6 protein-coding genes are annotated in these 23,039 nt (G+C 72.5%); 2 read left to right on the top strand and 4 right to left on the bottom strand.

Annotation, left to right across the window (positions count from 1 at the left end; all coding sequences use genetic code 11):
* The 3 genes from ABTY04_RS37405 to ABTY04_RS37395 form a co-directional block, all read right to left on the bottom strand.
* Positions 1–305 (bottom strand): 2-oxoacid:acceptor oxidoreductase family protein (locus ABTY04_RS37405; RefSeq protein ID WP_502996799.1); only part of this gene is annotated, 305 nt, incomplete at its 3' end.
* Positions 306–476: 171 nt separating this feature from the next.
* Positions 477–1,361, bottom strand: coding sequence for an RNA polymerase sigma factor SigJ (sigJ, locus tag ABTY04_RS37400; RefSeq protein WP_502996798.1), 885 nt, complete (start codon positions 1,359–1,361; stop codon positions 477–479).
* A gap of 74 nt (positions 1,362–1,435) precedes the next feature.
* Positions 1,436–2,524, bottom strand: coding sequence for an alpha/beta fold hydrolase (locus ABTY04_RS37395; protein ID WP_352217895.1), 1,089 nt, complete (start codon positions 2,522–2,524; stop codon positions 1,436–1,438).
* A 118-nt stretch (positions 2,525–2,642) separates the two neighbouring features.
* On the opposite strand from ABTY04_RS37395, the gene ABTY04_RS37390 reads away from it, so the two are divergent.
* On the top strand, positions 2,643–3,392 hold the full coding sequence (locus ABTY04_RS37390) for a TetR/AcrR family transcriptional regulator (protein WP_352217894.1): 750 nt from the start codon (positions 2,643–2,645) through the stop codon (positions 3,390–3,392).
* A gap of 973 nt (positions 3,393–4,365) precedes the next feature.
* The gene (locus ABTY04_RS37385) at positions 4,366–6,612 is read left to right on the top strand and encodes an MMPL family transporter (protein WP_352217893.1); all 2,247 of its coding nucleotides are present in this window, start codon (positions 4,366–4,368) and stop codon (positions 6,610–6,612) included.
* Positions 6,613–6,749: 137 nt separating this feature from the next.
* On the opposite strand, the gene ABTY04_RS37380 is transcribed toward ABTY04_RS37385, so the two are convergent.
* On the bottom strand, positions 6,750–23,033 hold the full coding sequence (locus ABTY04_RS37380; RefSeq protein WP_352217892.1) for a non-ribosomal peptide synthetase/type I polyketide synthase: 16,284 nt from the start codon (positions 23,031–23,033) through the stop codon (positions 6,750–6,752).
* Positions 23,034–23,039 lie beyond the last annotated feature (6 nt).

The following is a 23,039-nucleotide window of genomic DNA, read 5'->3' as shown; positions in this document are numbered from 1 at the left end:
GCCGGATTCATCGCGACCAGTACGTTCGGGGCGTCACCCGGCGTCAGGATGTCGTGGTCGGCGAAATGCAGCTGGAACGACGACACGCCGGGCAGTGTGCCGGCGGGGGCACGGATCTCGGCCGGGAAGTTCGGCAGCGTGGAGAGATCGTTCCCGAAGGACGCCGTCTCCGAGGTGAACCGGTCACCGGTGAGCTGCATACCGTCACCCGAGTCACCCGCGAACCGGATGACCACCCGGTCGAGGCGGCGGACTTCTTTGTCACACGCCCTTGTCACGCCAGGGGCAGTGGTTTCCACGGACATACGTGCGTCGGCTCCCGTCGGTGCTGGTCCGCGAGTGCAAGCAGAAACGTCGGCGGACACGCGTTGCGTTGCAAGGTCGTACACCTCCCCGGAGATTAGGCACCGCTGATAGAGAGGCGCTTGTGCGGTCGCCCAGCGCGGGCTTGAGCAGGCGCACGTACGCGGGAGCGGTCATGCGCTGAAGTCGTCGAGGCCGAGGGCGCGGAGGCGCTCCGGGTCGACGATCACGTCGATCGCGACGATCCTCGCGGACGTGACCGTGAAGGCCATGAGGGACAGGGGACCGTTTCCGGAGACGACCACGACTCCGGCCGCGCCGTTGATCAGTACCGGCCGGACGAACGGGATGAGGCTCCTGTACAGGGCGGCCTGGGAGGCCACCGTCTCGGCGCCCCGCAGGACGACCGTCTGGCGTGCGCGGGCGGTGCCGCCGTCGGAGCGCAGGATGACGTCGGGGTCGAGGACGGCGACAAGGGCTTCGAAGCGGCCGTCGCGGGAGGCCTCGAAGAAGGCGTCGACGACCTTGCGCTGGAGGGTGAGATCGGGATCGGGCACCGGGGCCTGGCCCTGGACCCGGCGGCGGGCGCGGCTCGCGAGCTGGCGGGTGGCGGCCGGGGTCTTGTCGATCAGCGGGGCGATCTCGTCGAAGGGCACGGCGAACATGTCGTGCAGGACGAACGCGAGCCGCTCGGCCGGCTGGAGCGATTCCAGCACCACCAGCAGGGCCAGGCCCACGGAGTCGGTCAGCATCACCTCGTGTTCGGGGTCGATCACCTCGCCGCGCGTGACGATCGGGTCGGGCACGCGCGTTTCGAGGGGTTCCTCGCGGCGCGTCTCGCGCGAGCGCAGCATGTTCAGGCAGATGCGGGCCACGACGGTGGTCAGCCAGCCGGCCAGGTTCTCGATCTCGGAGGTGTCGGTGCGCTCCAGGCGCAGCCAGGCTTCCTGGACGGCGTCCTCGGCTTCGCTGAGGGAGCCGAGCATCCGGTAGGCGACCGCGCGCAGCCGGGGCCGCTCCGTTTCGAAGCGGTCCACGGGCCGAGAGCGTACGTCCACCTGCTCATGTTCCTTCCGTGCACAGCCGGTTCGCCGACACGATTGTCGTACAGATATCGCGCAGGTAGATCGTCTTATGAAGCCGTGGCGGCCCCGGATGCCATGACCGCCGCGGGACGGACCCGGGTCAGCATCAGGTCCAGGAACCGGTCCGGGTGGCGGAACGACGCGAAGTGGCTCGCGTCCTCGATCAGTGCGAACTCCTTGACCGGGGCCTCGACGTCGTCGAAGAACGCCAGGGCGCGGTCGGCGGGGGTGATGACGTCCCGGTCGCCCTGGAAGATGAAGAACGGCAGCTCGAAGCGGGTGCCGTCGGCCCGGTCGTCGAACCCGGCGAGGGCGGGGGTGAGCTGCGCGGAGAACTTCATGCCCGCGAAGTACTGGCCCAGCTCGCGCAGCGAGTGCAGCGGCGAGAACCACAGCGACCGCAGCACCACGCTCTTGAGGGTGTCGAGCGTCAGCGGATCGGAGGACGCGGTCAGCTTGTCGTACGCGGCCCGCTGGTCGGCGGTCAACCGGCGCGGGTCGCTGCCCATCTCCTCCACGGCGGCGGCGTCCTTGTCCTTCCCGGCCGCGCGCAGCCGGGCCAGGAGGGCCTCGTGGACGGAGGTGTCGCGGCCCGCGTCCAGGATGTTCTGGTCGGTGCCGACGTAGGCGGAGTACAGCTCGGGGTGGCTGCGGGCCAGGCGCAGGCCGAAGACGCTGCCGAGCGAGCTGGCGACGAGGACGACCCGGTCGGCGCCGAGCCGCTCGCGGGCGTACCGGGTGACGTCGACGGCGTCCTCGTACAGCCGGGCGAAGCTCATCTCGCCCTGGCCTTCCGGGCCGGAGCGGCCGAAGGTCTTGCCCGCGCCGCGCATGTCCCAGCGCACGACCGTGAAGTGCTTCTCCCAGGACCGGGTGCGCACGCCGAAGACCGAGTGGGAGGCGCCGGGGCCGCCGTGGATCTCGACCATCACCGGGTTGGCCGTGTCCTCGCCGCGGATCGAGATCCACTGCTCGATGCCGCCGATCCGGACGAACCGCTGTTCGTCGATGCCGTGCGGGGTGTCGATGCGCAGGAGCCGGGCGTTGGCGGTACGGCGCAGGGCGCGGTGGCCCAGCAGGGCGGTGATGGGCGTGGCGAGGAGGGCGGCGGAGGTGGCGAGAACGGTGGCGAGCATGGTGACCCCTCGGATCCGATAACTGTGTATGCCGTAAGCGATTACGTTTATGTTATATACAGTTCCGAGGCGTGCCGTCAACGGGTCTGGCGCGCAGCGATCCGAGGAGCGGGGCCGTATGGCCAGGAGCAGGGACGAGAAGCGCGATCCGGCGGTCAGCCTGGCGCTCCTGTGGGGTGAGCAGGGACAGCCCAGACGCGGCCCGAAGCCCACGCTGAGCGTCGAGCGCATCGTGGACAGCGCCCTCGCCATCGCCGATGCGGAGGGGCTGGACGCGCTGTCCATGCAGAGCGTCGCCGCGCGCCTCGGCGTGACCACCATGGCGCTGTACCGCTACGTCCCGGGCAAGGCGGAGCTGCTCGACCTGATGGTCGACGCCGCCTTCGGCCCGGCACCCGACGTCGTGGACGTGCCGGGGGGCTGGCGTGCGCAGCTGGGCGCGTGGGCGCGCGCATGCTGGGAGCAGTACCGGCGCCGGCCGTGGATGGTGGCCGCCACCGGGATGCGCCGGCAGCTCATGGGGCCCCGTCAGCTGGCCTGGCTCGACTCCGCCTTGGCCTCGCTGTCCGGGACGGGGCTGCCGTTCGCGCAGCAGCACGCGGCCTTCCTGCTGCTCATCGGACACATTCGCAGCCTGGCCCAGCAGCTGGTCGACGATGACGAGGAAGGCCGTCAGGAGTGGAACCGGCTCACGGCAGAGGTGTGGAACCGGCACGGCGACCGGTTCCCCGCGCTGACCGCGGCCATCGCGGGCGGGGCCTTCACCCCGCGCGGCGGTGATCCGCTCGATTTCGGGCTGGAGCGGATCCTGGACGGCATCGCCGCGCTGATCGAGCGGGGCGGCCCGGGCGACGCGCCGGAGCGGTAGGGGGGTCCGGAGCACGCTGCACGGCGCTCGCGCCGGTGGGGGCGGACGAAGCGCATATCGCCCGCCCGGCCGCCGTGTTACGAGGTCCAGGCCCCGGGGCACGGTACGGCGGGCAGGGGCGGTGCGGGAGCTTGCGGATCCGGGGGGCGGCGGCCTCGGCCTCCCGGGCCTTGTGCAGCAGGCGCAGACGGGCCGTCAGGAGGACGGCCAGTGCGGCCGCCTCCTCCGCGGTGGGGTTGCCCCGGGAGATCCGGATCGAGGCCATGGCCAGGGCCGCCGAGGGCGCGGCGGCAGCCGGAGCCGGCGGAGCCTGCGTACGCGCGGGCGCTTCCGCGGGACGCTCCCGTACGGGGGTGACGCGGACGGCGGGGACGCGGAAGACGGGCGCCGGGGTGGGATCGGTGACCAGCGGTCGTTCGCCGACGATGCTCATGCGGACCCTTTCGACACGGATGCACCGGGAAGAGCCGGTGCCGCATGCTCGAGGTTCGGTCGCGGCACTCAAGCCTGACCCGGGTTCCGCACGGGACCGTGTACCGGCTCGTCCTACGCCTGAGTGAGGGCCCCGCGCACGAGACATTCACCGCGGACAAAAACCGGCACGATGGTTTCATTTGAGCCAACTTGGCGAGGATCCGGAGCCCGCGCGGCCGTTGCCTTTCAGGGCGCCTGCCTCGAGCGCACCCGCCAGGCCTCCGCAAGAGTCAATCAGGACCCAATCGCCGGTCAAGCGTGCCACGTCAGACTTCCCACGGGCCGATTTTCCGGTGGGCTCGAGTGCAGGAATCGCGCGTTCCGCACCCTGGGCTGGGGTCCGTACATGGGCCCGGTTGAGTGGTGCCTGGCTCTGCCGTGCCTCAGGAAGAGTTTTAAGGGTGGCGGAGAAGCGTCGCGTTCATAGCAAACCGTACGTGCGGTTTGTTAATCTCCCCGGGTCTTGGTGTCACTTGATCCTGACGGGAGTCCCCCCACCATGGCAACGTTCCTCCATAAACTGGGCCATTTCGCGTTCCGAAGGCGTGGCCTGACAGCATTGCTGTGGCTGCTGGTCCTCGTGGGCGGCATATTCGCAGCCGCCTCGGCCCCGGCTCCCCCGGCCGACACCTTCTCCATGCCCGGTACCGAATCGCAGAAGGCCTTCGACCTGCTCAAGGAGAAGTTCCCGGCCGCGAGCGCCGACGGAGGCAGCGCCCGGGTGGTCATCCGCGCGCCCAAGGGTCAGGACATCTCCGGCCCCGAGCGCAGGCCGGCGGTCTCCGAACTCATCTCCGACCTGAAGAAGGCCCCGGGGGTCGTCGGGGTCAGCGACCCGTACATGCCCGGAGCGGTCAGCAAGGACTCCACGACCGCGTACGCGGTCGTGACGTACAAGGTCCCCGGCATCCAGCTGACCGACGAGGAACACGACGCGCAGACGCAGGCGTTCGACAGCGCCCGCGGCAAGGGCCTGACCATCGAGGCCGGCGGTGACGCCATCAAGATCGAAGCTGCGATGGGCGGCGCCGAAGGCATCGGCATCCTCGTCTCCGCCATCGTCCTGCTGATCACCTTCGGCTCGATGATCGCCGCCGGCATGCCCCTGCTGACCGCCCTCATCGGTGTCGGTGTCGGCATCAGCGGCATCACCGCGCTCGGCAGCACGTTCGGCCTGTCGGCGAACACCTCCACGCTGGCCATGATGATCGGCCTCGCCGTCGGCATCGACTACGCCCTGTTCATCATCTCCCGCTACCGCTCCGAGATCGCCGAGGGCCATGAGCGCCAGGAGGCCGCCGGACGCGCCGTCGGCACCGCCGGATCGGCGGTCGTCTTCGCGGGTCTCACCGTCATCATCGCGCTCTCCGGCCTCGCCATCGTGAACATCCCCATGCTCACCAAGATGGGCATGTCCGCCGCGGGCACCGTCGCCGTCGCCGTCCTCATCGCGATCACCCTCGTTCCCGCCCTGCTCGGCTTCGCGCCGGTCAAGGTGCTGCGCCGCATCGACCGCAAGGCGATCACCGGCAAGCCGCTCACCGCCCGCCAACAGCGCAAGGCCGCCAAGGAGGCCGCCCGGTCGAAGCCCAACCTGGGTACGCGCTGGGCCGGTTACGTGCTGCGCCACCCGGTGGCCGTCCTGCTCGTCGGCGTGGTCGGACTCGGCGCGATGGCCCTGCCCGCCGCCAGCCTGGAGCTGGGCCTGCCCGGCGAGGGCACCATGGCCCCCGAGACCACCCAGCGCAAGGCGTACGACATGCTGTCGGAGTCCTTCGGACCCGGCTTCAACGGACCGCTGATGATCACGGTCAGCGCCAAGGACGCCAAGACCGCGGCGGCCGGCGTCGGCCAGGCGCTGGCCAAGCTCGACGGGGTCGTCTCCGTCTCGCCGGCCGCACCCAACGCGGGGAACGACACCGCGATCCTGAGCCTCGTACCGAGCACCGGACCCACCGACCACGCCACCGAGGAACTGGTCCGTACCATCCGCACCAGCGTGGGCAGCATCGAGACCGGCACGGGTGCGAGCGAGGTCCTCGTCACCGGCCAGACCGCGGTGTTCATCGACTTCACCAAGACCCTCGACGACGCCCTGGTCCCTTATCTCGCGCTCGTCGTCGGCCTCGCCTTCCTCCTCCTGGTGCTCGTTTTCCGCTCGATCCTGGTCCCGCTCAAGGCGGCCCTCGGATTCCTGCTGTCGGTCAGCGCGGCCCTCGGCGCCGTGGTCGCCGTCTTCCAGTGGGGCTGGCTCGCCGACGTCTTCGGCGTCAAGGCGGCCGGCCCGGTCATGAGCACGATGCCGATCTTCATGATCGGTGTGGTGTTCGGCCTCGCAATGGACTACGAGGTGTTCCTGGTCAGCCGGATGCGCGAGGCCTACGTCCACGGGGCGAAGCCCGGTGAGGCGGTCGTCACCGGCTTCCGCTTCGGCGGACGCGTGGTCAGCGCGGCCGCGATCATCATGATCAGCGTGTTCTCCGGCTTCATCACGGAGTCGAACGACCTGATCAAGATGATCGGTTTCGCCCTCGCATCGGCCGTCCTCTTCGACGCGTTCGTCGTCCGCATGGCCATCGTCCCGGCCCTGTTCGCCCTGCTGGGCAAGTCCGCCTGGTGGCTGCCCAAGTGGCTCGACCGGATCCTGCCGAACGTGGACGTCGAGGGCGAGAAGCTGAACCGCCGGTCGGCCACCAGCCACGCTCCTGCCCCGCACTCCCAGCGCGAGCACGAACTGATGCACTGAGCCAGCCCGGAGGGCCACCCGGCCCTTCCCGGTGCGAACGCCGGACCCGGGGCCTGACACCCCCTTCCCTTCCCTTCCCTTCCCTTCCTCGCGCCCGTGGCGTCCGCCGTCCGAAGACGGCGGACGCCACGGGCGTTTCATGCGCCGGGCGTCGGCCCGGCGGGGACGGCCGCGGTCAGCAGCCGGGCCATGGCCTCGGGGTTCTCCATCGGCGCCGAGTGCGCGCCCTCGATGCTCCGGGTCGTGAACGTGCCCCTGGTCAGCGCGGACCAGCCCTTCATCGTGCCCTCGGGCAGCACCGGGTCGGCCGTGGCCGACACCGCCGTGACCGGGATGTCCAGCGGACCCCTGCGGTCGGCGTCCAGCATGCGCTGGTACCGGGTCCACATCGCGGAGTCGTTCCGCAGGTTCTCCAGGTAGCCGGCGAAGACCTCGTCGTGGGCGAGGATCCCGTCGGGCAGCACCCCCCGGAAGGCCTCGGCCAGGGTCCCCGGCTCCGCCGTGTCCCACAGCGCCGACACCTCTTGGAACTGCTGGAGCTCCTCCGGGGCCTCGGTGAACGGCGGCAGCGCGCAGGCGGCGACGAGGGACAGTTCCGGTCCGCCCGCCCTGCTGCCCAGCCGGTGGGCGATCTCCCAGACTCCGCTTGCGCCCTGGCTGTGCCCGTACAGGACGACCGGCACGTCGAGACGGTCGGACATCTCCGCCACGACCCGGTCGACGAGCACGTTCACATCATTCACCGGGGCCTCCCCGCCGCTGCCCTCACGGCCGGGAACCCGGATGCCGAGCAGTTCCACGTCCTCGGGAAGGTACGGGACGAGCGGGATGTGGGCGGTGGTCGTGCCGCCCATTCCGGCCATGCACAGGATGCGTGCCCTGGGGTTCGGCGCCGGCTTGAGCACCCGCACCAGCTGGTCGGCCGAGGCCGTCGGTGAGGCGGTGGCCGAGTCCTCGGTGCCATGCGGGTGCCCGGTGAGTTCGTCGACCAGGTGTCGCGCGATGCCGGCGCAACTGCCGTGCCGGAACAGTACGTCCGTGCCGAGCGGCAGGCCGGTCCGCCTGGCGAGCCTGGCGCGCAGGCCGACCGCCATCAGCGAGTCCATCCCGAGCTGCTGGAGGGGCTGTTCGGCGGGGACGTCCGCCACCCCGAGGGCGGCGGCGGCCTCGACGCGGACCAGTTCGAGCACCGTACGCAGCCGTGCGTCCCGTCCCATGCCCGCCAGCCGCTCGCCGAGTCCGCTCTCCTGGCGCGTGCCCGTCATCTCGGCGCGTGCCTCCGGGATGCCCAGCAGCAGCGGACGCCGCCGGGCTACGCAGAAGGTGGGGGTGAAGCGGGACCAGTCGATGTCGGCCACGCCCAGTGCCACCCGGTCCGTTCCGAGTACCAGGTCCAGTGCGCCCAGTGCCCGGTCCGGGGCCATCATCCGCAGGCCCCGTTCCCGGAGCTGCTCCTCGGCCTCCTCCGTCACCATGCCTCCGTCGGCCCAGCCGCCCCAGTGGACGACGGTGGCCGTGCGGCCGCCCGCCACCCGGTGCCGGGCGAGGGCGTCCAACGCGGCGTTGCCGGCCGCGTAGGTCGTCCCGCCGCCCGCACCCCACAGGCTGGCGCCGCTGCCGTACAGCAGGAACGCGTCCAGGGGCCGGTCGCCGAGCAGTTCGTGCAGGTGCCAGGCGCCGGACACCTTCGCGGAGAGTTCCTCGGCGGCCCGGGCTCCGTCGAGCTCGGCCAGGAGTGCCATTCCGGCGATCCCGGCGAGGTGGGCGACGACCGTCAGCGGCGGGCCGCCGGCGTCGATCCGGTCGATCAGTTCGGCGACCTGCCTCCTGTCACCGACGTCGCAGGCCGCCGTCACGATCTCCGCCCCGGTCGCCTCGAGTTCCTCGCGGAACCGCGCGGAGACCTCGCCGGAGCGGGAGGCGAGTACGACGCGCCGCGTGCCGCGTTCCGCGAGCCAGCGGGCGAGCCGCCGGCCGAGGGCGCCGGTGCCACCGGTGATCAGGGCGGTGCCGCTGGTCGTCCACGGCACGCCCGGTGCGGGCGTGGTGCGGCGCAGCCTGCGTACGTACCGGCCGTCGGCGCGCAGCGCGATCTGGTCCTCGTCGTCGCCGGCGAGGACGGCGCGGACGAGCTGCCCGGCCCAGTGCGGGTGCGGCTGTTCGGGCAGGTCCGCGATGCCGCCCCAGGCTTCGGGGCGTTCCAGTGCCGCGACCCGGCCCAGTCCGTGGAGCAGGGCCTGCTCGGGACGCGTGACCGGATCGGCCGCGTCCACGCCGACGGCGCCCCTGGTGACCAGCCACACCGGAGTCCTGGGGTGGCTCGTTCCGAGTTCCTGCAGCAGTCGTACGGTCCGGAGGAATCCGTGCCGCGTGCCGTCCTCGTCCGGCGGCGTCAGGACGATCACGCCCTGGAGCTCCGCCGGCAGGGAGGCGAGGTCACCTGGGTCCGTGCCGGCCCGGTGCGCGGCGGCGCCCGCTTCGCCGAGAGCCGCCACCAGCTCCGCGGCGGGTGACGCGGGGTCCCCGAGGACGGCCCAGACCCCGTCCGCCGGTGCCGGGGCGGGTTCGGCGGGCTGCCAGGTCTCCTCGTACAGCCAGTCGGCGATCCCGGCGTGGTCGTCGCGGCCCTGGTGCCAGCGCCGGAGCAGCGGCAGCAGGTCCATGACGCTGTCCCGGTGCTGCCCGGACGCGCCGAGCAGCTCGGCGAGCGCGTCGGCCTCGCCCGCCCCGACGGCGTCCCAGAACCGCTGGTCGGTCGTCTTGCGGCGGGCGGGTTCCTTCCAGTGGCGCTGCCGCTGGAACGCGTAGCCGGGCAGGCCGACCATGCGGCCGTCGGGGACGGCCGCCGGCCAGTCGATCCCGACACCGTGCGCGTGCAGCGCGCCCAGGGTGCGCTGGAGCCGGTCCAGACCGCCTTGGTCTCGTTCCATGGCCGCCAGGACCACCGCGTCCCGGTCCGCGCCGCCGTCGGCCAGTGGCATGGCCAGCACGGGATGCGGGCTGACCTCGACGAACACCGTGTACCCGTCGGCGAGCAGCTGTTGCTGGGCGAGGTCGAGCCGTACGGGTTCGCGCAGGTTCCGGCACCAGTAGGCGGCATCCAGTTCCTCGCCCGAGGCCCGCCGGCCCAGCACGGTGGAGTACAGCGGGATGCCGGTCGGGCGGGGGCGCAGCGGGGCGAGGCGGTCCCGCAGGCCCGGCAGCAGTGCGTCCATGTGCGAACTGTGGGACGCGCAGGAGGTGTTCAGCTTGCCGCACCACACGTCCTGGTCGTCCCACGCGTAGAGCAGCTCTTCGACGACCGCCCGGTCTCCGGAGATGACCGTGGATCCCGGTGTGTTCACCACGGCGACCGAGACGGCGTCCCCGTGCGGAGCCAGTGCCGTCTCGACTTCGGAGACGGGGAGTTCCACCGTCGCCATCTCGCCGTCCGAGTCCAGCGCGGCGAGGGCCGTGCTGCGTGCGGCGACGATCCTGGCGCCTTCGTCCAGGGTCAGGGCGCCGGAGACCACGGCCGCGGGGATCTCGCCCTGGCTGTGTCCGACGACGGCCTGGGCTTCCAGGCCCAGCTCCCGCATGGCCGCCGCCAGGCCGAGGTACATGGTGAACAGCACCGGCTGGGCGATGTCCAGGCGGTCCCAGGCAATGCGGTCCTCGTCCTGGAGCAGTTCGCGGACCGACCAGCCGGTCCAGGGGCGCAGTGCCTCGTCGCAGCGGGCGACCGTGTCGGCGAAGGCCGGGCTTTCGGTGAGCAGGCGCCGGGCCATGCCCGGCCACTGCGAACCCTGGCCGGGGAAGACGAAGACGACCTTGCCCGGCCGTGCGGTGGCGAGGGTGACCGACGCGTCCGGCCGGTCGTGGGCGATGGCGGTCAGTCCTTCGATGACCGCGGTCAGGTCGGATCCGGCCACCGACGCGCGTTCGGCGAAGTGTTCGCGGTGCCGGGTGGTGGTCCAGGCCAGGTCGGTGAGGGTGGTGTCGGGGTGTTCGGTGAGCCACTGGGCCCACCGGCCGGCCTGGTCCCGGAGTGCCTGCGGGTTCCGTCCGGAGACGACCACGGGCGCCGCGGCGCGTGCCGGGGCGGGTGGCGTGGCCGGCTGGGGCGGCTGGGGCGGCTGTTCCAGGACCAGGTGGGCGTTGGTGCCGCCGATGCCGAACGAGGACACTCCGGCCCGTCGGGTGCCCGACCAGGCCCGTGTGTCGTCGCTGATCCGCAGGACGGCCGGGTCCAGGCCGAGTTCGGGGTTGACGCGCTGGAAGTTGACCGTGGGCACCAGCTCGCCGTGGTAGACGCACAGCGCCGCCTTGACCAGCCCCGCCAGGCCCGCGGCCACGTCGGTGTGGCCGATGTTCGACTTCACCGACCCGACGGCGCAGGGCTCGTCGCGGTCGGCGGTGAAGACCTCCTGGAGGGCCTGGACCTCGATGGGATCGCCCATGGCGGTGGCCGTGCCGTGCGCTTCGACGTAGCCGATGTCGGCGGACGACAGTCCGGCGTCGGCGAGCGCGTCGGTGATGACGGCGGCCTGGCCGTTCACGCTGGGCGCGGTGAATCCGACCTTGTCGGAGCCGTCGTTGTTGATGGCGCTGCCGCGGATGACCGCGTAGATCCGGTCTCCTGCCTCGACCGCGTCCGACAGCCGACGCAACACCACCGCCACCACACCGTTGGCGAGGACCGTGCCCGCGCCGTCGGCGTCGAAGGGCCGGCAGTGTCCGTCCGGCGAGGCCACGAAGCCTTCCTGGTACTGGTAGCCCTGTTCCAGGGGGAAGGTGAGTGCGGAGGCGCCGACGAGGGCCACGTCGGACTCTCCGCGCAGCAGGCTCTGCCGGGCCAGGTGCGTGGCGACCAGACCCGTGGAGCACGCCGTCTGCACGGTCAGCGCGGGTCCGCGCAGGTTCAGCTTGTGAGCCAGGCGGGTCGCGAGGAAGTCGTTCTTGTTGCCGATCGCCGAGCGGAAGACCTCCGAGGCGTCCTCGGAATCGCCCTGGTCATAGCCGCCGAAGCCGACTCCGCCGAAGACCCCGATGCGGCCGGGGTCGGCGCCGGGCAGGATGCCGGCGTCCTCCAGGCCCTGCCAGGCCGTCTCCAGGAAGAGGCGGTGCTGCGGATCCATGTTCTCCGCTTCGGACGGAGAGCATCGGAAGAACTCGGCGTCGAAGAGATCGGCGTCCTGCACGTACCCCTTGGCCGGGACGAAGCCGGGGTCCTCCAGCACGCTCCTGGGTATCCCGGCGTCGAGCAGTTCCCGCTCGGTGAAGCGGCGGATCGACTCGACTCCGCCGCGCAGGTTCGCCCAGAACTCGTCCGCGTCATTGGCACCGGGCAGGCGCAGGGCCACGCCGACGATCGCCACCGCGTCCTCGTCCGGACGCTGCCGGTACGTCGCGGCCGCGGTCACCGTGCGCGTGGTGTCGCCGCGCAGGAACGCGGTGAGCTGCCGGACCGTGGAGTAGCGGAACAGCGTCGCGAGCGGGAACTCGCGGTCCAGGGCGGCGCAGAGCCGCTCGTGGACCCGCAGCGCCGCCATCGACGTTCCGCCCAGTTCGAAGAAGCCGCGGTCCGGGTCCACTTCGGCCAGGTCCAGTACCTGCGACCAGGCCGAGACCACCGCGTCCCACACCCGGTCGCCCTCGGCGGCCGGTTGCGCGGGCTCCGGCCGCGGCGCGGGCAGTGCGGCCAGCGCCAGCCGGTCGATCTTGCGGTTCGGTGTCAGCGGCAGGCTGTCCTGCCGGATCCACCGCGCGGGCAGCATCGACACCGGCAGCCGCGCCGCGGCGTGCTCGGCCAGGACCTGCCGGCCGGCGTCCCCGGAGTAGTACACCCACAGGGCCGCCGGGCCGGCGTCCTCGCGTACGACCGCCGCGACTTCCCGCACGCCGGCGCAGCCGGCGACCACGGACTCGATCTCGCCGAGCTCGATGCGGTGTCCGGCCAGCTTCACCTGGCTGTCCACGCGGCCGCAGTACTCCAGTGAGCCGTCCTCGCAGTAGCGGACGACGTCCCCGGTGCGGTACATCCGCCCCGCGCCCTCGTACGGGTCCGCCACGAACCGCTCGTCAGTCAGCGCGGCCCGGTCCCAGTAGCCCCGCGCGACACCGCGCCCGCCGATCCACAGCTCACCGCGGCAGCCGCGCGGTACCGGCTGCCGGTGCCGGTCGAGCACGGCCAGCCGGGTGTCGAGGACGGGCGATCCCAGCGAAACCGGGCCGGGCTCGACGCGCCAGGTCGTCGACCAGACGGTGGTCTCCGTGGGCCCGTACATGTTGAGTACGTCGCCGCCGCAGGTCCGCAGCAGCCGGTCGGCCAGGCCGCGGTCGAGCGCTTCGCCGCCGACCAGGAGCAGCCGCAGCCCGCCGAGCAGCTCACGGCCTTCCGCGTCCGCCAGCAGCATCCTGGCCAGTGACGGCGTGCACTGCAGGTGCGTCGGCCCGTACTGCCGGTATCCGGCCCAGGCGCCGAGTTCTCCGCCGGCGACGACCACGCGGTGGCCCCTGGTCAGGGTCCACAGCAGTTCGAGGCCGGAGATGTCGAAGGACACGCTGGTCACGGCGAGCCAGGTGCCGTCGGCGCCACCGCCGACGCGGTCGTCCATGGCCAGGCAGAAGGCGGCGAACTGCGCGTGTTCGACCACCACGCCCTTCGGGGTGCCCGTCGAGCCCGAGGTGTAGATGACGTAGGCGGGGTCGGACGGTTCCGGTCGGACCGGCACAGCCGCGTCCGGCTGCTGTCCGTGGTGCCCGTCCTCGGCGGTCTCCTCGACGGCCTCCTCGGTGATCTCCTCGACGGACAGCACGCGCGGGCCCTCCGGCAGGACGTCCGCGAGGGAGCCGGCCGAGATCACCACCCCGAGGCCGCTGTCGGACACCACATGGTCCAGACGCGCCTTCGGGTACGCCGGGTCCAGCGGAACGTAGGCGGCCCCGGCCATCCAGGTGCCGAGCATCGCCACCGGCAGATCGGCCGTGCGGGGAAGGCAGAGGCCGACCAGGTCGCCACGGGTCACGCCCAGTGCGGCGAGCCGCCGGGCGATCGCGCGGGCTCGCGCGGACACCTCCCGGTAGGTCAGCTCGTGTCCGTCCGACACCACGACCACCGCGTCGGGGGTCCGTGCCGCCTGTTCCAGGATCCGCTGGAACGCGGTCTCGCCGGCGGGCCGGGCCGCGACGTCGCCGCCGTGCTCGGCGAGCCAGCGGCGTTCCGCACCGCAGAGCAGTTCGCTCTCGCGGACCGGACGGGCGGGCCGCTCGGCCAGCGAGGCCAGCAGGGTCTCGAAGTTGGCGGCCATCCGGTCGGCCGAGTCCCGGTCCAGCACGTGCGACTGGAACTCCAGCTCCCCGCGCAGCACCTCGCCGTCGGCGGTCAGGGTGAGGCCCAGCTCGAACTTCGACGCGCCCCGGACGTTGCCGGACACGCTGCCCGTGGTGGGAAGCCGCCAGGCCTCCTCGCCCGTGCCGATCGTGGGCAAGGCCGCGCCGCCGTAGTTGAACACCGCCCGGAACAGCGGGTTCTCCTCGCCGGTCCGGTCACCGCCGGCGACGCGCACGACCTCGGTCAGCGGGACGCTCTGGTGCTCGAACACCCCGCGCACACGGGTGTGCGTGCGGGCGAGGACGTCCTCGAAGGACACCGCCCCGGTCAGGTCGCAGCGCAGCGGCAGGGTGTTCGCCAGGAATCCGAAGGTCTCCGCGACCTGCGGCAGCTCCCTCGCCGACCAGATCGTGCCGATGCTGAAGTCGTACTGGTCGGTGTACCGGGCGAGCAGCACCGCGAAGGCGCTGACGTACACGGTGTACCCGGTGACGGAATTGCGTGCGGCCAGCTCGTCCAGAGCGGCCCGGAGCTCCGCGGGCACGGTGAAGTGCACGGCGTCGCCCTGGTCGCCCCGGTCGCCACGGTCACCCTGGTCGCCCCGGTCGTTCTCGGCGGTGTCCCGGGCGGGAAGTTCCAGACGCTGGGCTCCCTCCAGTTCGGACGCGAAGTACGCGAGCGAGCGCTCGAAGGCGCCCTGCTCGACGGCCTGCTTCTCCCACCGCGCGTAGTCGCCGAGGTGGTAGCGGACCTCCGGCAGCTCGAGGGGCCGCTGCTCGGCGAGGGCCCGGTACGTCTCGTACAGCTCGTTCAGCAGCAGGGACAGCGACCAGCCGTCGGTGATGGCGTGGTGCAGGGTGAGGCACAGGGTCCACATCTCGCCGGAGTCCACCAGCAGGCAGCGGAACAGGGTCTCGGCATCCAGCTCGAACGGGGTCCGTTCCTCCGCGTACAGCGTCCGGTCGAGCGCGTCGGCATCGGCCACCCGCTCGTGCCGCAGCGGGACGGTGAACTCCCGGTGCACCACCTGGACCAGTTCGCCGTCACGCAGCTCCAACCCGGTGCGCAGCGCCTCGTGACGTTCCATCACCGTGCGCAGGGCCCGGCCGAACGTCTCCGGGCACAGGGGGCTCGCCACCTCCAGCCGGAGAACGGCGTTGTACTGCGCGGAATCCGGATGCATCCGCTCCAGGAACCACAGCCGGCGCTGGCCCTCGGTCGCCGGGTGGACGTCGCGCCGCTCGGCGCGTTCCATCACCGGACCGGAAGGCGGCAGCTCGGAGAAGGCGTGGGCCAGCAGATGGTCCACGACCGCCTGGGGCGTGGGGTGCTCGAAGGCGAGCGTGGACGGCAGCGGCGTGCCGGTCACCTCGCTGAGCCGGTTGCGCAGTTGCAGGGCCATCATCGAATCCAGCCCGCGCTCCTGGAACCGCTCGTCCACGGGCATGGGTTCGCCGAGTCCGAGGACGCCGCGGAGGACCTCCTGCACGGCCTCCAGCACGGCGGGGGCACGGGCCGGCTCGGGCAGTGCCGCCAGCCGGGCCGCCAGGTCCGCGGGGGGTGCCTGCCGTTCCTGCCGGGTACGGGATCCGCCGTCGATCCAGTAGCTCTGCCGCTGGAAGGCGTAGCCGGGCAGGCCGACCAGGCGGCCGGGGCCGTCGATGACCCGGGTCCAGTCCACCGGGTGGCCGTGGACGTGCAGTTCGCCGAGGCCGCGCGCGATCTGGTCGAGGCCGCCGTGGTCCCGGCGCAGGCTGCCCAGGACCACTCCGCCCCGGTCGGCGGTGAAGGCGGTCAGCGGGATCGCCAGCAGCGGGTGCGCGCTGATCTCGGTGAACACGCCGAAGCCGTCGGCGCTCAGTGCGTCGAGCGCCAGGTCCATGCGCACCGGCTCGCGCAGGTTGCGGCACCAGTACCGGGCGTCCAGGGCCTCTCCGCCGATCCGCGCGCCGGTCACCGTGGAGTACATCGGCACCGTCGTCGCGCGGGGGCGCAGTCCGCTCAGCGCCGCTTCGACCTCGGGCAGCATGGGGTCGACCAGGCCGCAGTGTCCGGCGCGGTCCGCCTTGATCCGGCGGGAGAACACGTCACGGTCCGCCAGCCTCGCGAGCAGGTCGCCCACCGCGTCCGCCGCGCCGGCCACCACCACCGAACCCGGGGTGTTCACCACGGCCACCGACAGCGCACCGCCGTATCCGGCGAGCAGTTCCTCCACCTCGGCCAGCGGCAGTCCCAGCACGGCCATGCCGCCCGAGCCGCTCTCGATGCGGTCGAACGCCTGGCTGCGGACGGCGACCACCTTGGCACCCTCCTCCAGGGTCAGCGCTCCGGCGACCACGGCGGCGGGCACCTCACCCTGGCTGTGCCCGACCACGGCCTCCGGCTCCAGGCCGACGGACCGCCACACCTCCGCCAGGCCGAGGGCGACCGTGAACAGGGCGGGCTGGGTCACCTCGACGTCGTCCAGGCTCAGCCCGCTCGCCTCGGGGTCCGCCAGCAGTTCGCGGACCGACCAGCCGGTCCAGGGGCGCAGTGCCTCGTCGCAGCGGGCGACCGTGTCGGCGAAGGCCGGGCTTTCGGTGAGCAGGCGCCGGGCCATGCCCGGCCACTGCGAACCGTGGCCGGCGAAGACGAACACGACCTTGCCGCGTTCCTCGGCCACGCCGGTGCACACCGCGTCGTCGGCGTGTCCGTCCCCGAGCGCGGTCAGCCCGCGCACCGCCTCGTCCAGGTCATGGGCGAGTACGGCGGCCCGGTGGTCGAAGTGCCGGCGGTTTCGGGTGGTGGTCCGGACGAGGTCGGTGAGGGAAGTGTCGGGGTGCCGGGTGAGCCAGTCGGCCCATTGGCGGGCCTGGTCCCGCAGTGCCTGCGGGTTCCGTCCGGAGACGACCACGGGCGCCGCGGCGCGTGCCGGGGCGGGTGGCGTGGCCGGCTGGGGCGGCTGTTCCAGGACCAGGTGGGCGTTGGTGCCGCCGATGCCGAACGAGGACACTCCGGCCCGTCGGGTGCCCGACCAGGCCCGTGTGTCGTCGCTGATCCGCAGGACGGCCGGATCCAGGCCGAGTTCGGGGTTGACGCGCTGGAAGTTGACCGTGGGCACCAGCTCGCCGTGGTAGACGCACAGCGCCGCCTTGACCAGCCCCGCCAGGCCCGCGGCCACGTCGGTGTGGCCGATGTTCGACTTCACCGACCCGACGGCGCAGGGCTCGTCACGGTCGGCGGTGAAGACCTCCTGGAGGGCCTGGACCTCGATGAGGTCGCCCATGGCGGTGGCCGTGCCGTGCGCTTCGACGTAGCCGATGTCGGCGGACGACAGTCCGGCGTCGGCCAGCGCGTCGGTGATGACGGCGGCCTGGCCGCTCACGCTGGGCGCGGTGAACCCGACCTTGTCGGAGCCGTCGTTGTTGATGGCGCTGCCGCGGATGACCGCGTAGATCCGGTCCCCCGCCTCGACCGCGTCCGACAGGCGCCGCAGCACCACCGCCACCACACCGTTGCCCACCACGGTGCCCTGGCGCTCGGCGTCGAACGCACGGCAGGAGCCGTCCGGGGAGAAGACGAAGCCTTCCTGGTGGTAGTAGCCGTACTCCAGGGGGAAGGTGAGCGCGGAGGCGCCGACGAGGGCCACGTCGGTCTCCCCGCGCAGCAGGCTCTGCCGGGCCAGGTGGGCGACGACCAGACCCGTGGAGCAGGCCGTCTGCACGGTCAGCGCGGGACCGCGCAGGTTCAGCTTGTGCGCCACCCTGGTGGACACGAAGTCGGACTTGTTGCCGAGGAGGTTGCGGTAGAACTCGTGGAGTTCGGTGATCTCGTCGCCGCGGACCGTTCCGGTGTTGTAGCCGCCGAATCCGGCGCCGGCGAAGACTCCGATGCGGCCGTGGTCGGCGCCGGGCAGGATGCCCGCGTCCTCCAGGCCCTGCCAGGCGGTCTCCAGGAAGAGCCGGTGCTGCGGATCCATGTTCTCCGCTTCGGACCGCGAGTACCCGAAGAACTCGGCGTCGAAGAGATCGGCGTCCTCCACGTACCCCTTGGCCGGGACGAACGCGGGATCGTCCAGCACGCTCCTGGGCACACCGGCGTCCAGGAGCTCCTGGTCCGTGAAGCGGCGGATCGACTCGACCCCGCCGCGCAGGTTCGCCCAGAACTCCTCCGCGTCGCGCGCGCCCGGCAGCCGCATGGCCACGCCGACGATCGCCACCGCGTCCTCGTCCGGGCCCGAGTCCGAGCCCGTGCCCGTACGCTCCTCGGCCGCCGCCGGCGCCGTCGCCGCGGGCGCCGCGGGCGTGGTGTCGCCGCGCAGGAACGTGGTCAGCTGCCGCACCGTAGATTGGCGGAAGAGCGTCGCGAGCGGGAACTCGCGGCCCAGGCCGTCACGGACCAGCTCGTGGACCCGCACCGCCGTCAACGACGTGCCGCCCAGATCGAAGAACCCGCTGTCCGGGTCCACCTCGTCCGGCTCCACCTCCAGCACCTGCGACCAGGCCGAGAGCACCGTCTCCCACACCCGGTCACCGCCGGCGGCCGACTCCGCGGCCTCCGGCTGCGGCGCGGGCAGCGCGGCGGGCTCCGGCGTGACGCCGTCGCCGTGCCGCCGGAACCGGCCCTCCTCCTCGGCGTGGAGCAGGGACAGCCGGCTGACCGGCAGACCGGCATCCCGGACGAAGGAGGTCAGCAGGGTCTCGAAGTTCGCGACCATGCGCCGTGCGGATCCCTGGTCCAGTACGTGTGTCCGGAACTCCAGCTCCCCGCGCAGTCCCTCCGCGGCGGGTGCGAGGCTCATGGTCAGCTCGAACTTGGCGGTTCCCGCGACGTTGCCGGTGAAGAACCCGGCGAACGGCCGCCACGTGTCGTCATCGGGCTCCGCGCCCAGGCCGTAGTTGAACACCGCCCGGAACAGCGGGTTCTCTTCGCCGTTGCGCTCGGCGTCGACGACCTTGACCACTTCGGACAGGGGCACGTTCTGGTGCTCCATCACGCCGAGCACGCGGGACTTCATCGCCGACAGCAGACCGGGCACGTCCGGGTCGGCGGAGAGGTCGCAGCGCAGCGGCAGGGTGTTGGCGAGGAAGCCGACGATCTCCGCCGACCCGGACAGTCCGCGCCCGGACCACACCGTGCCGATGCCGAAGTCCCGCTGGTCGCTGTACCGGGCGAGCAGCACCGCGAAGGCGCTGGCCAGCACCGTGTACAGGGTGACCCCCGCCTCGGAGGCGAGGGCCTCCAGCTCGCCGCGAAGGGCGTCGGACACGGTGAATCCGACCTTGTCCGCGCCGGAGTCCGCATCGCCCGGGGGCAGTTTCAGACGCGGGACCCCGGACAGTTCGTCCCGGAAGAAGCCGAGTCCCGTCTCGAAGGCTCCCCGCTCGATGGAGTCCCGCTCCCAGCCGGCGTAGTCGCCGAGGTGCACGAGCGGCGCGCTGCCGCTGTCGGGAACACGGCCGGCGCGGAACTCCCCATAGGCGGCGAATAGTTGATTCAGCGTCATGACCAGCGACCAGGCGTCGACGATCGCGTGGTGCAGGGTGAGGCAGACCACCTGTTCGTCGGTGCCGGTCAGCACCAGGCAGCGCAGCAGCACGGGGCCGGACAGGTCGAAGGGCGACTCGGCCTCGACGCGGATCCGGTCGGCCAGCTCATCGGGGCCGGCGACCTCCTCGAAGCGCAGGGGGCTGCCGAACTCCTCGTACACCACCTGGACCAGTTCGCCGTCGCGGCTCTCCAGGCCCGTGCGCAGGGCCTCATGCCGCCGCACCACGTGCTCGACGGCGGAGGCGAACGCCTCGCGGTCCAGCGGTTCGGGGACCCGGACCGGCATCGTCACGTTGTACTCGGCCGTGCCGGGGCTCATCTGCTCCAGGAACCACAGCCGGCGCTGCCCCTCGGTCGCGGGATGGACGTCGCGTCGCTCCACGCGTTCCACGCGCGCACGGACCGTGTCCTCCCCCCGGTCCCGCAGGCAGCCGTTCAGGTACCCCGCCAGGCGGGCAGGCGTCGGGTGGTCGAAAACGGCCGTCGCGGGCAGGGACAGTCCGGTCTCGGCGGACAGCCTGCGGCGCAGTTCGACGGCCATCAGGGAGTCCAGTCCGAGTCCGGTGAACTCCGCGTCGGGGCGGATCTCGTCGGGGCGGCCCAGTGCCGCGGCCGCTTCGCGCCGTACGAGGTCGGTCAGCGCGCGGATGCGCTGCGGTTCCGGCAGGGCGGACCAGCCGGTGTCGGCGCTGTCCGTACGGGTGTCCGCGAGCCTGCGCATCCGGGTCCTGCCGCGCAGCAGCGGCGAGCGGTCGTCCTCGGCCCCGGACAGATCGATCCGCAGGGGTACGAGATGCGCCCGCCGGCCGGTCAGCGCGGTGTCGAGAGCCCCCAGCGCCTGGGCGCCGGTCAGCGCGGCCACTCCCTGCCTGCGCATCCGTGCCAGTTCGGCCCGTCCCAGGTGCGCGGTCAGGCCCGTACCGGCCTGCTCCCACAGGCCCCAGGACAGGCTCAGTGCGGGAAGTCCCTGCCGGCGGCGCTCGAGCACGACCGCGTCCGCGAACGCGTTCGCCGCGGCGTAACCGCTCTGCCCGGCGCTTCCGAGGACACCCGCGGCGGACGAGAACACCACGAACCAGGCCGGTGGACGGTCCGCGGTCAGCTCGTGCAGCCACCACGCCGCGCGTGCCTTAGGCGCCCAGACGCGTTCCAGTCGCTCCGGAGTCTGGTCCGTGAGCAGCCCGTCGTCGAGTACGCCGGCCAGGTGCCACACGCCGCTGAGGTCCGGGACGGACTCCACGAGTCCGGCCAGCTGTTCGCGACTGGTGACATCGCAGGCCACTACGCGCACGCCTGCGGCCCCGGCGGCGGTCAGCTCGGCGACCAGCTCGTCGGAGCCGGCCGCGGCGTCGCCCCGGCGGGAGGCCAGGACCAGCTTGCGCACTCCCCACGCGCTCACCAGGTGCAGTGCGACCTGCCGGCCCAGTTCACCGGTACCGCCGGTGATCAGCACCGTGCCCTCGGCCGCGGACGCGGTGGCGCCGCCGTCGGGTGCCGTGTCGTGCGGGGAGAACCGGACCAGCCGGGGTACCCGTACCGTACGGCCGCGGACCACCAGCTCCGGCTCGGGCAGGGTCAGTGCCGCCCGCACCGCGTCCGGATCGGCGCCGGCGTCCAAGTCCAGCAGCCGCACCGGGTGCCCCTCGGCGCGTGCCGCACGCAGCAGGCCCCACAGGGGCGCCGAGGTCAGGTCGACGCTCTCGTCCTCGTCCGCGGAGATCGCCCGGCGGGTCACCCAGACCAGTTCGGTGCCGGCCGGCCGCGGATCGGCCAGCAGGTCACGCGCACGGACCAGGGCCGCCGCGGTGAACTCCTCCGGGGTACCGGAGGGCTGGGTGGCATCCACGACGATGCGGGAAGGAGCCGGTCCGGTCACGGTTCCCGTGTCGAACGCGGGCAGTCCGAGCGCGGCCGCGAGGGGGCCGGCGGTGATCACGGTGTCCCCGGGCCCGGCGGCGGCGGGCGACGACGGGCACTCCTGGAACTCCAGCCGGTACAGGTGCTGCTGCGCCGCCGTCCGCACGCCCTCCGCGCTGGCCTCCCGGAGGCGGAGGCCCGCCGTGACGACCAGGTCCCCGTGCTCGTCCGTCACGCACAGCTCGGCCTGCTCGCGCGTGCTGTCGAGGCGTACGCGCACCCGCACGACCGAGGCCCCGGTCGCGTACAGCCGGGCGTCGTTCCACTCGAACGGCAGCAGGACCCGCTTGCCGTCGCAGTGCCGCGTGTTCTCGTCGTCGGCTTCCTCGGCAGTGAGGATCGTGTGGAGCGCGGCGTCCAGGAGGGCCGGGTGGATTCCGAAGCCTTCGGGCCGCAGGTCCTCCGGGAGGCGGAGGACGGCGTAGAGCTCGTCGCCGTGCCGCCACAGGGCACTGAGGCCCTGGAAGGCGGGGCCGTAGTCGAGTCCGCGCTCGCGGAAGCGCTCGTAGAACCCGTCCAGGGAGACGTGCTGCGCGGACTCGACCGCCGCCGCCCAGTCGAGGGGTTCGGGGTCGTTCGGGGGTGCGCCGTGGGTGAGCTGGGCGGTGGCGTGGGTGGTCCAGGGCGTGTCGGGGTGGGTGTCGGAATCGGGGTGGGTGTGGACGGTGGCCTGGCGGCGCCCGTGGCCGTCGATGCCGGTGACGGCGATCTGAAGGCGCAGCCGCCCGGTCTCGGGCAGGACCAGCGGGGTGGCGAGGGTCAGGGTTTCCACCGTGTCGGCGCCGACCTGTTCGGCGGCGGTGAGGACCATGTCCAGGATCCCGGTACCGGGCAGCAGCGTCGTGCCGAACACGCGGTGGTCGCCCAGCCAGGCCTGCCCGCCGTCGGTGGCATCGATCGTGCCGGCGAGGATCAGTCCGTCGCCGGAGGCCAGCGGTGTCGACAGCGTGAGCCACGGGTGGTCCACCCCGTCCACGCCCCGGCCGGAGGCGCCCACGGGGTTGGTGCCGGGGGCGGGGAGCCAGTGGCGCCGGCGGTCGAAGGCGTACGTGGGCAACTCGCTCGCCAGCGGTGCCCGGGGGACGAGTTGCTGCCAGGGCCATGCGTCCGCGTGGGCGAGGCCGGCGCGGACCCATGAGGACAGGACGTCGGTGGTGTCGGCCTGGTCCCGGTGGGCGGTGCCCACGGCGACCCCGCCGTGGTGCTGGGTGATCTCGTCGAGGGCCATGGCCATGACGGGGTGCGGGCTGATCTCGATCCAGGTGTGGTGGCCGTCGGCGGTGGCCGCCCGGGCGGCCTGGTCGAACCGAACCGGCCGGCGCAGGTTGGCGCACCAGTAGTCAGCGCCCATCTCGGTGCCGTGGACCAGACGGCCGTGGACGGTGGAGTAGAGCGGAATGTGTCCGGCCGTCGGCTGAAGGCCGGCGAGCTCCTCGGCCAGAACAGGCAGGAGGGGGTCCATGTGGGCGCTGTGGGAGGCGTAGTCGACCTGCACCCGGCGGGCGAACACCTCCTCGGTCTTCAGCTGCGCCAGCAGGGTGTCCAGGGCGTGGGCGTCACCGGAGATCACCGTCGACGTGGGGGTGTTGACCGCGGCGATCGACAGGCCGGTGCCGGCCAGGCGTTCGCCGATCCACTCATGGCCGCGTTCGACGACGGCCATGCCGCC

It is taken from the genome of Streptomyces sp. NPDC097981 (assembly GCF_040302565.1).
Classification (GTDB): domain Bacteria; phylum Actinomycetota; class Actinomycetes; order Streptomycetales; family Streptomycetaceae; genus Streptomyces.
The sequence above is the reverse complement of the archived record's forward strand: the minus strand, read 5'-3'. Positions and strand labels throughout refer to the sequence as shown.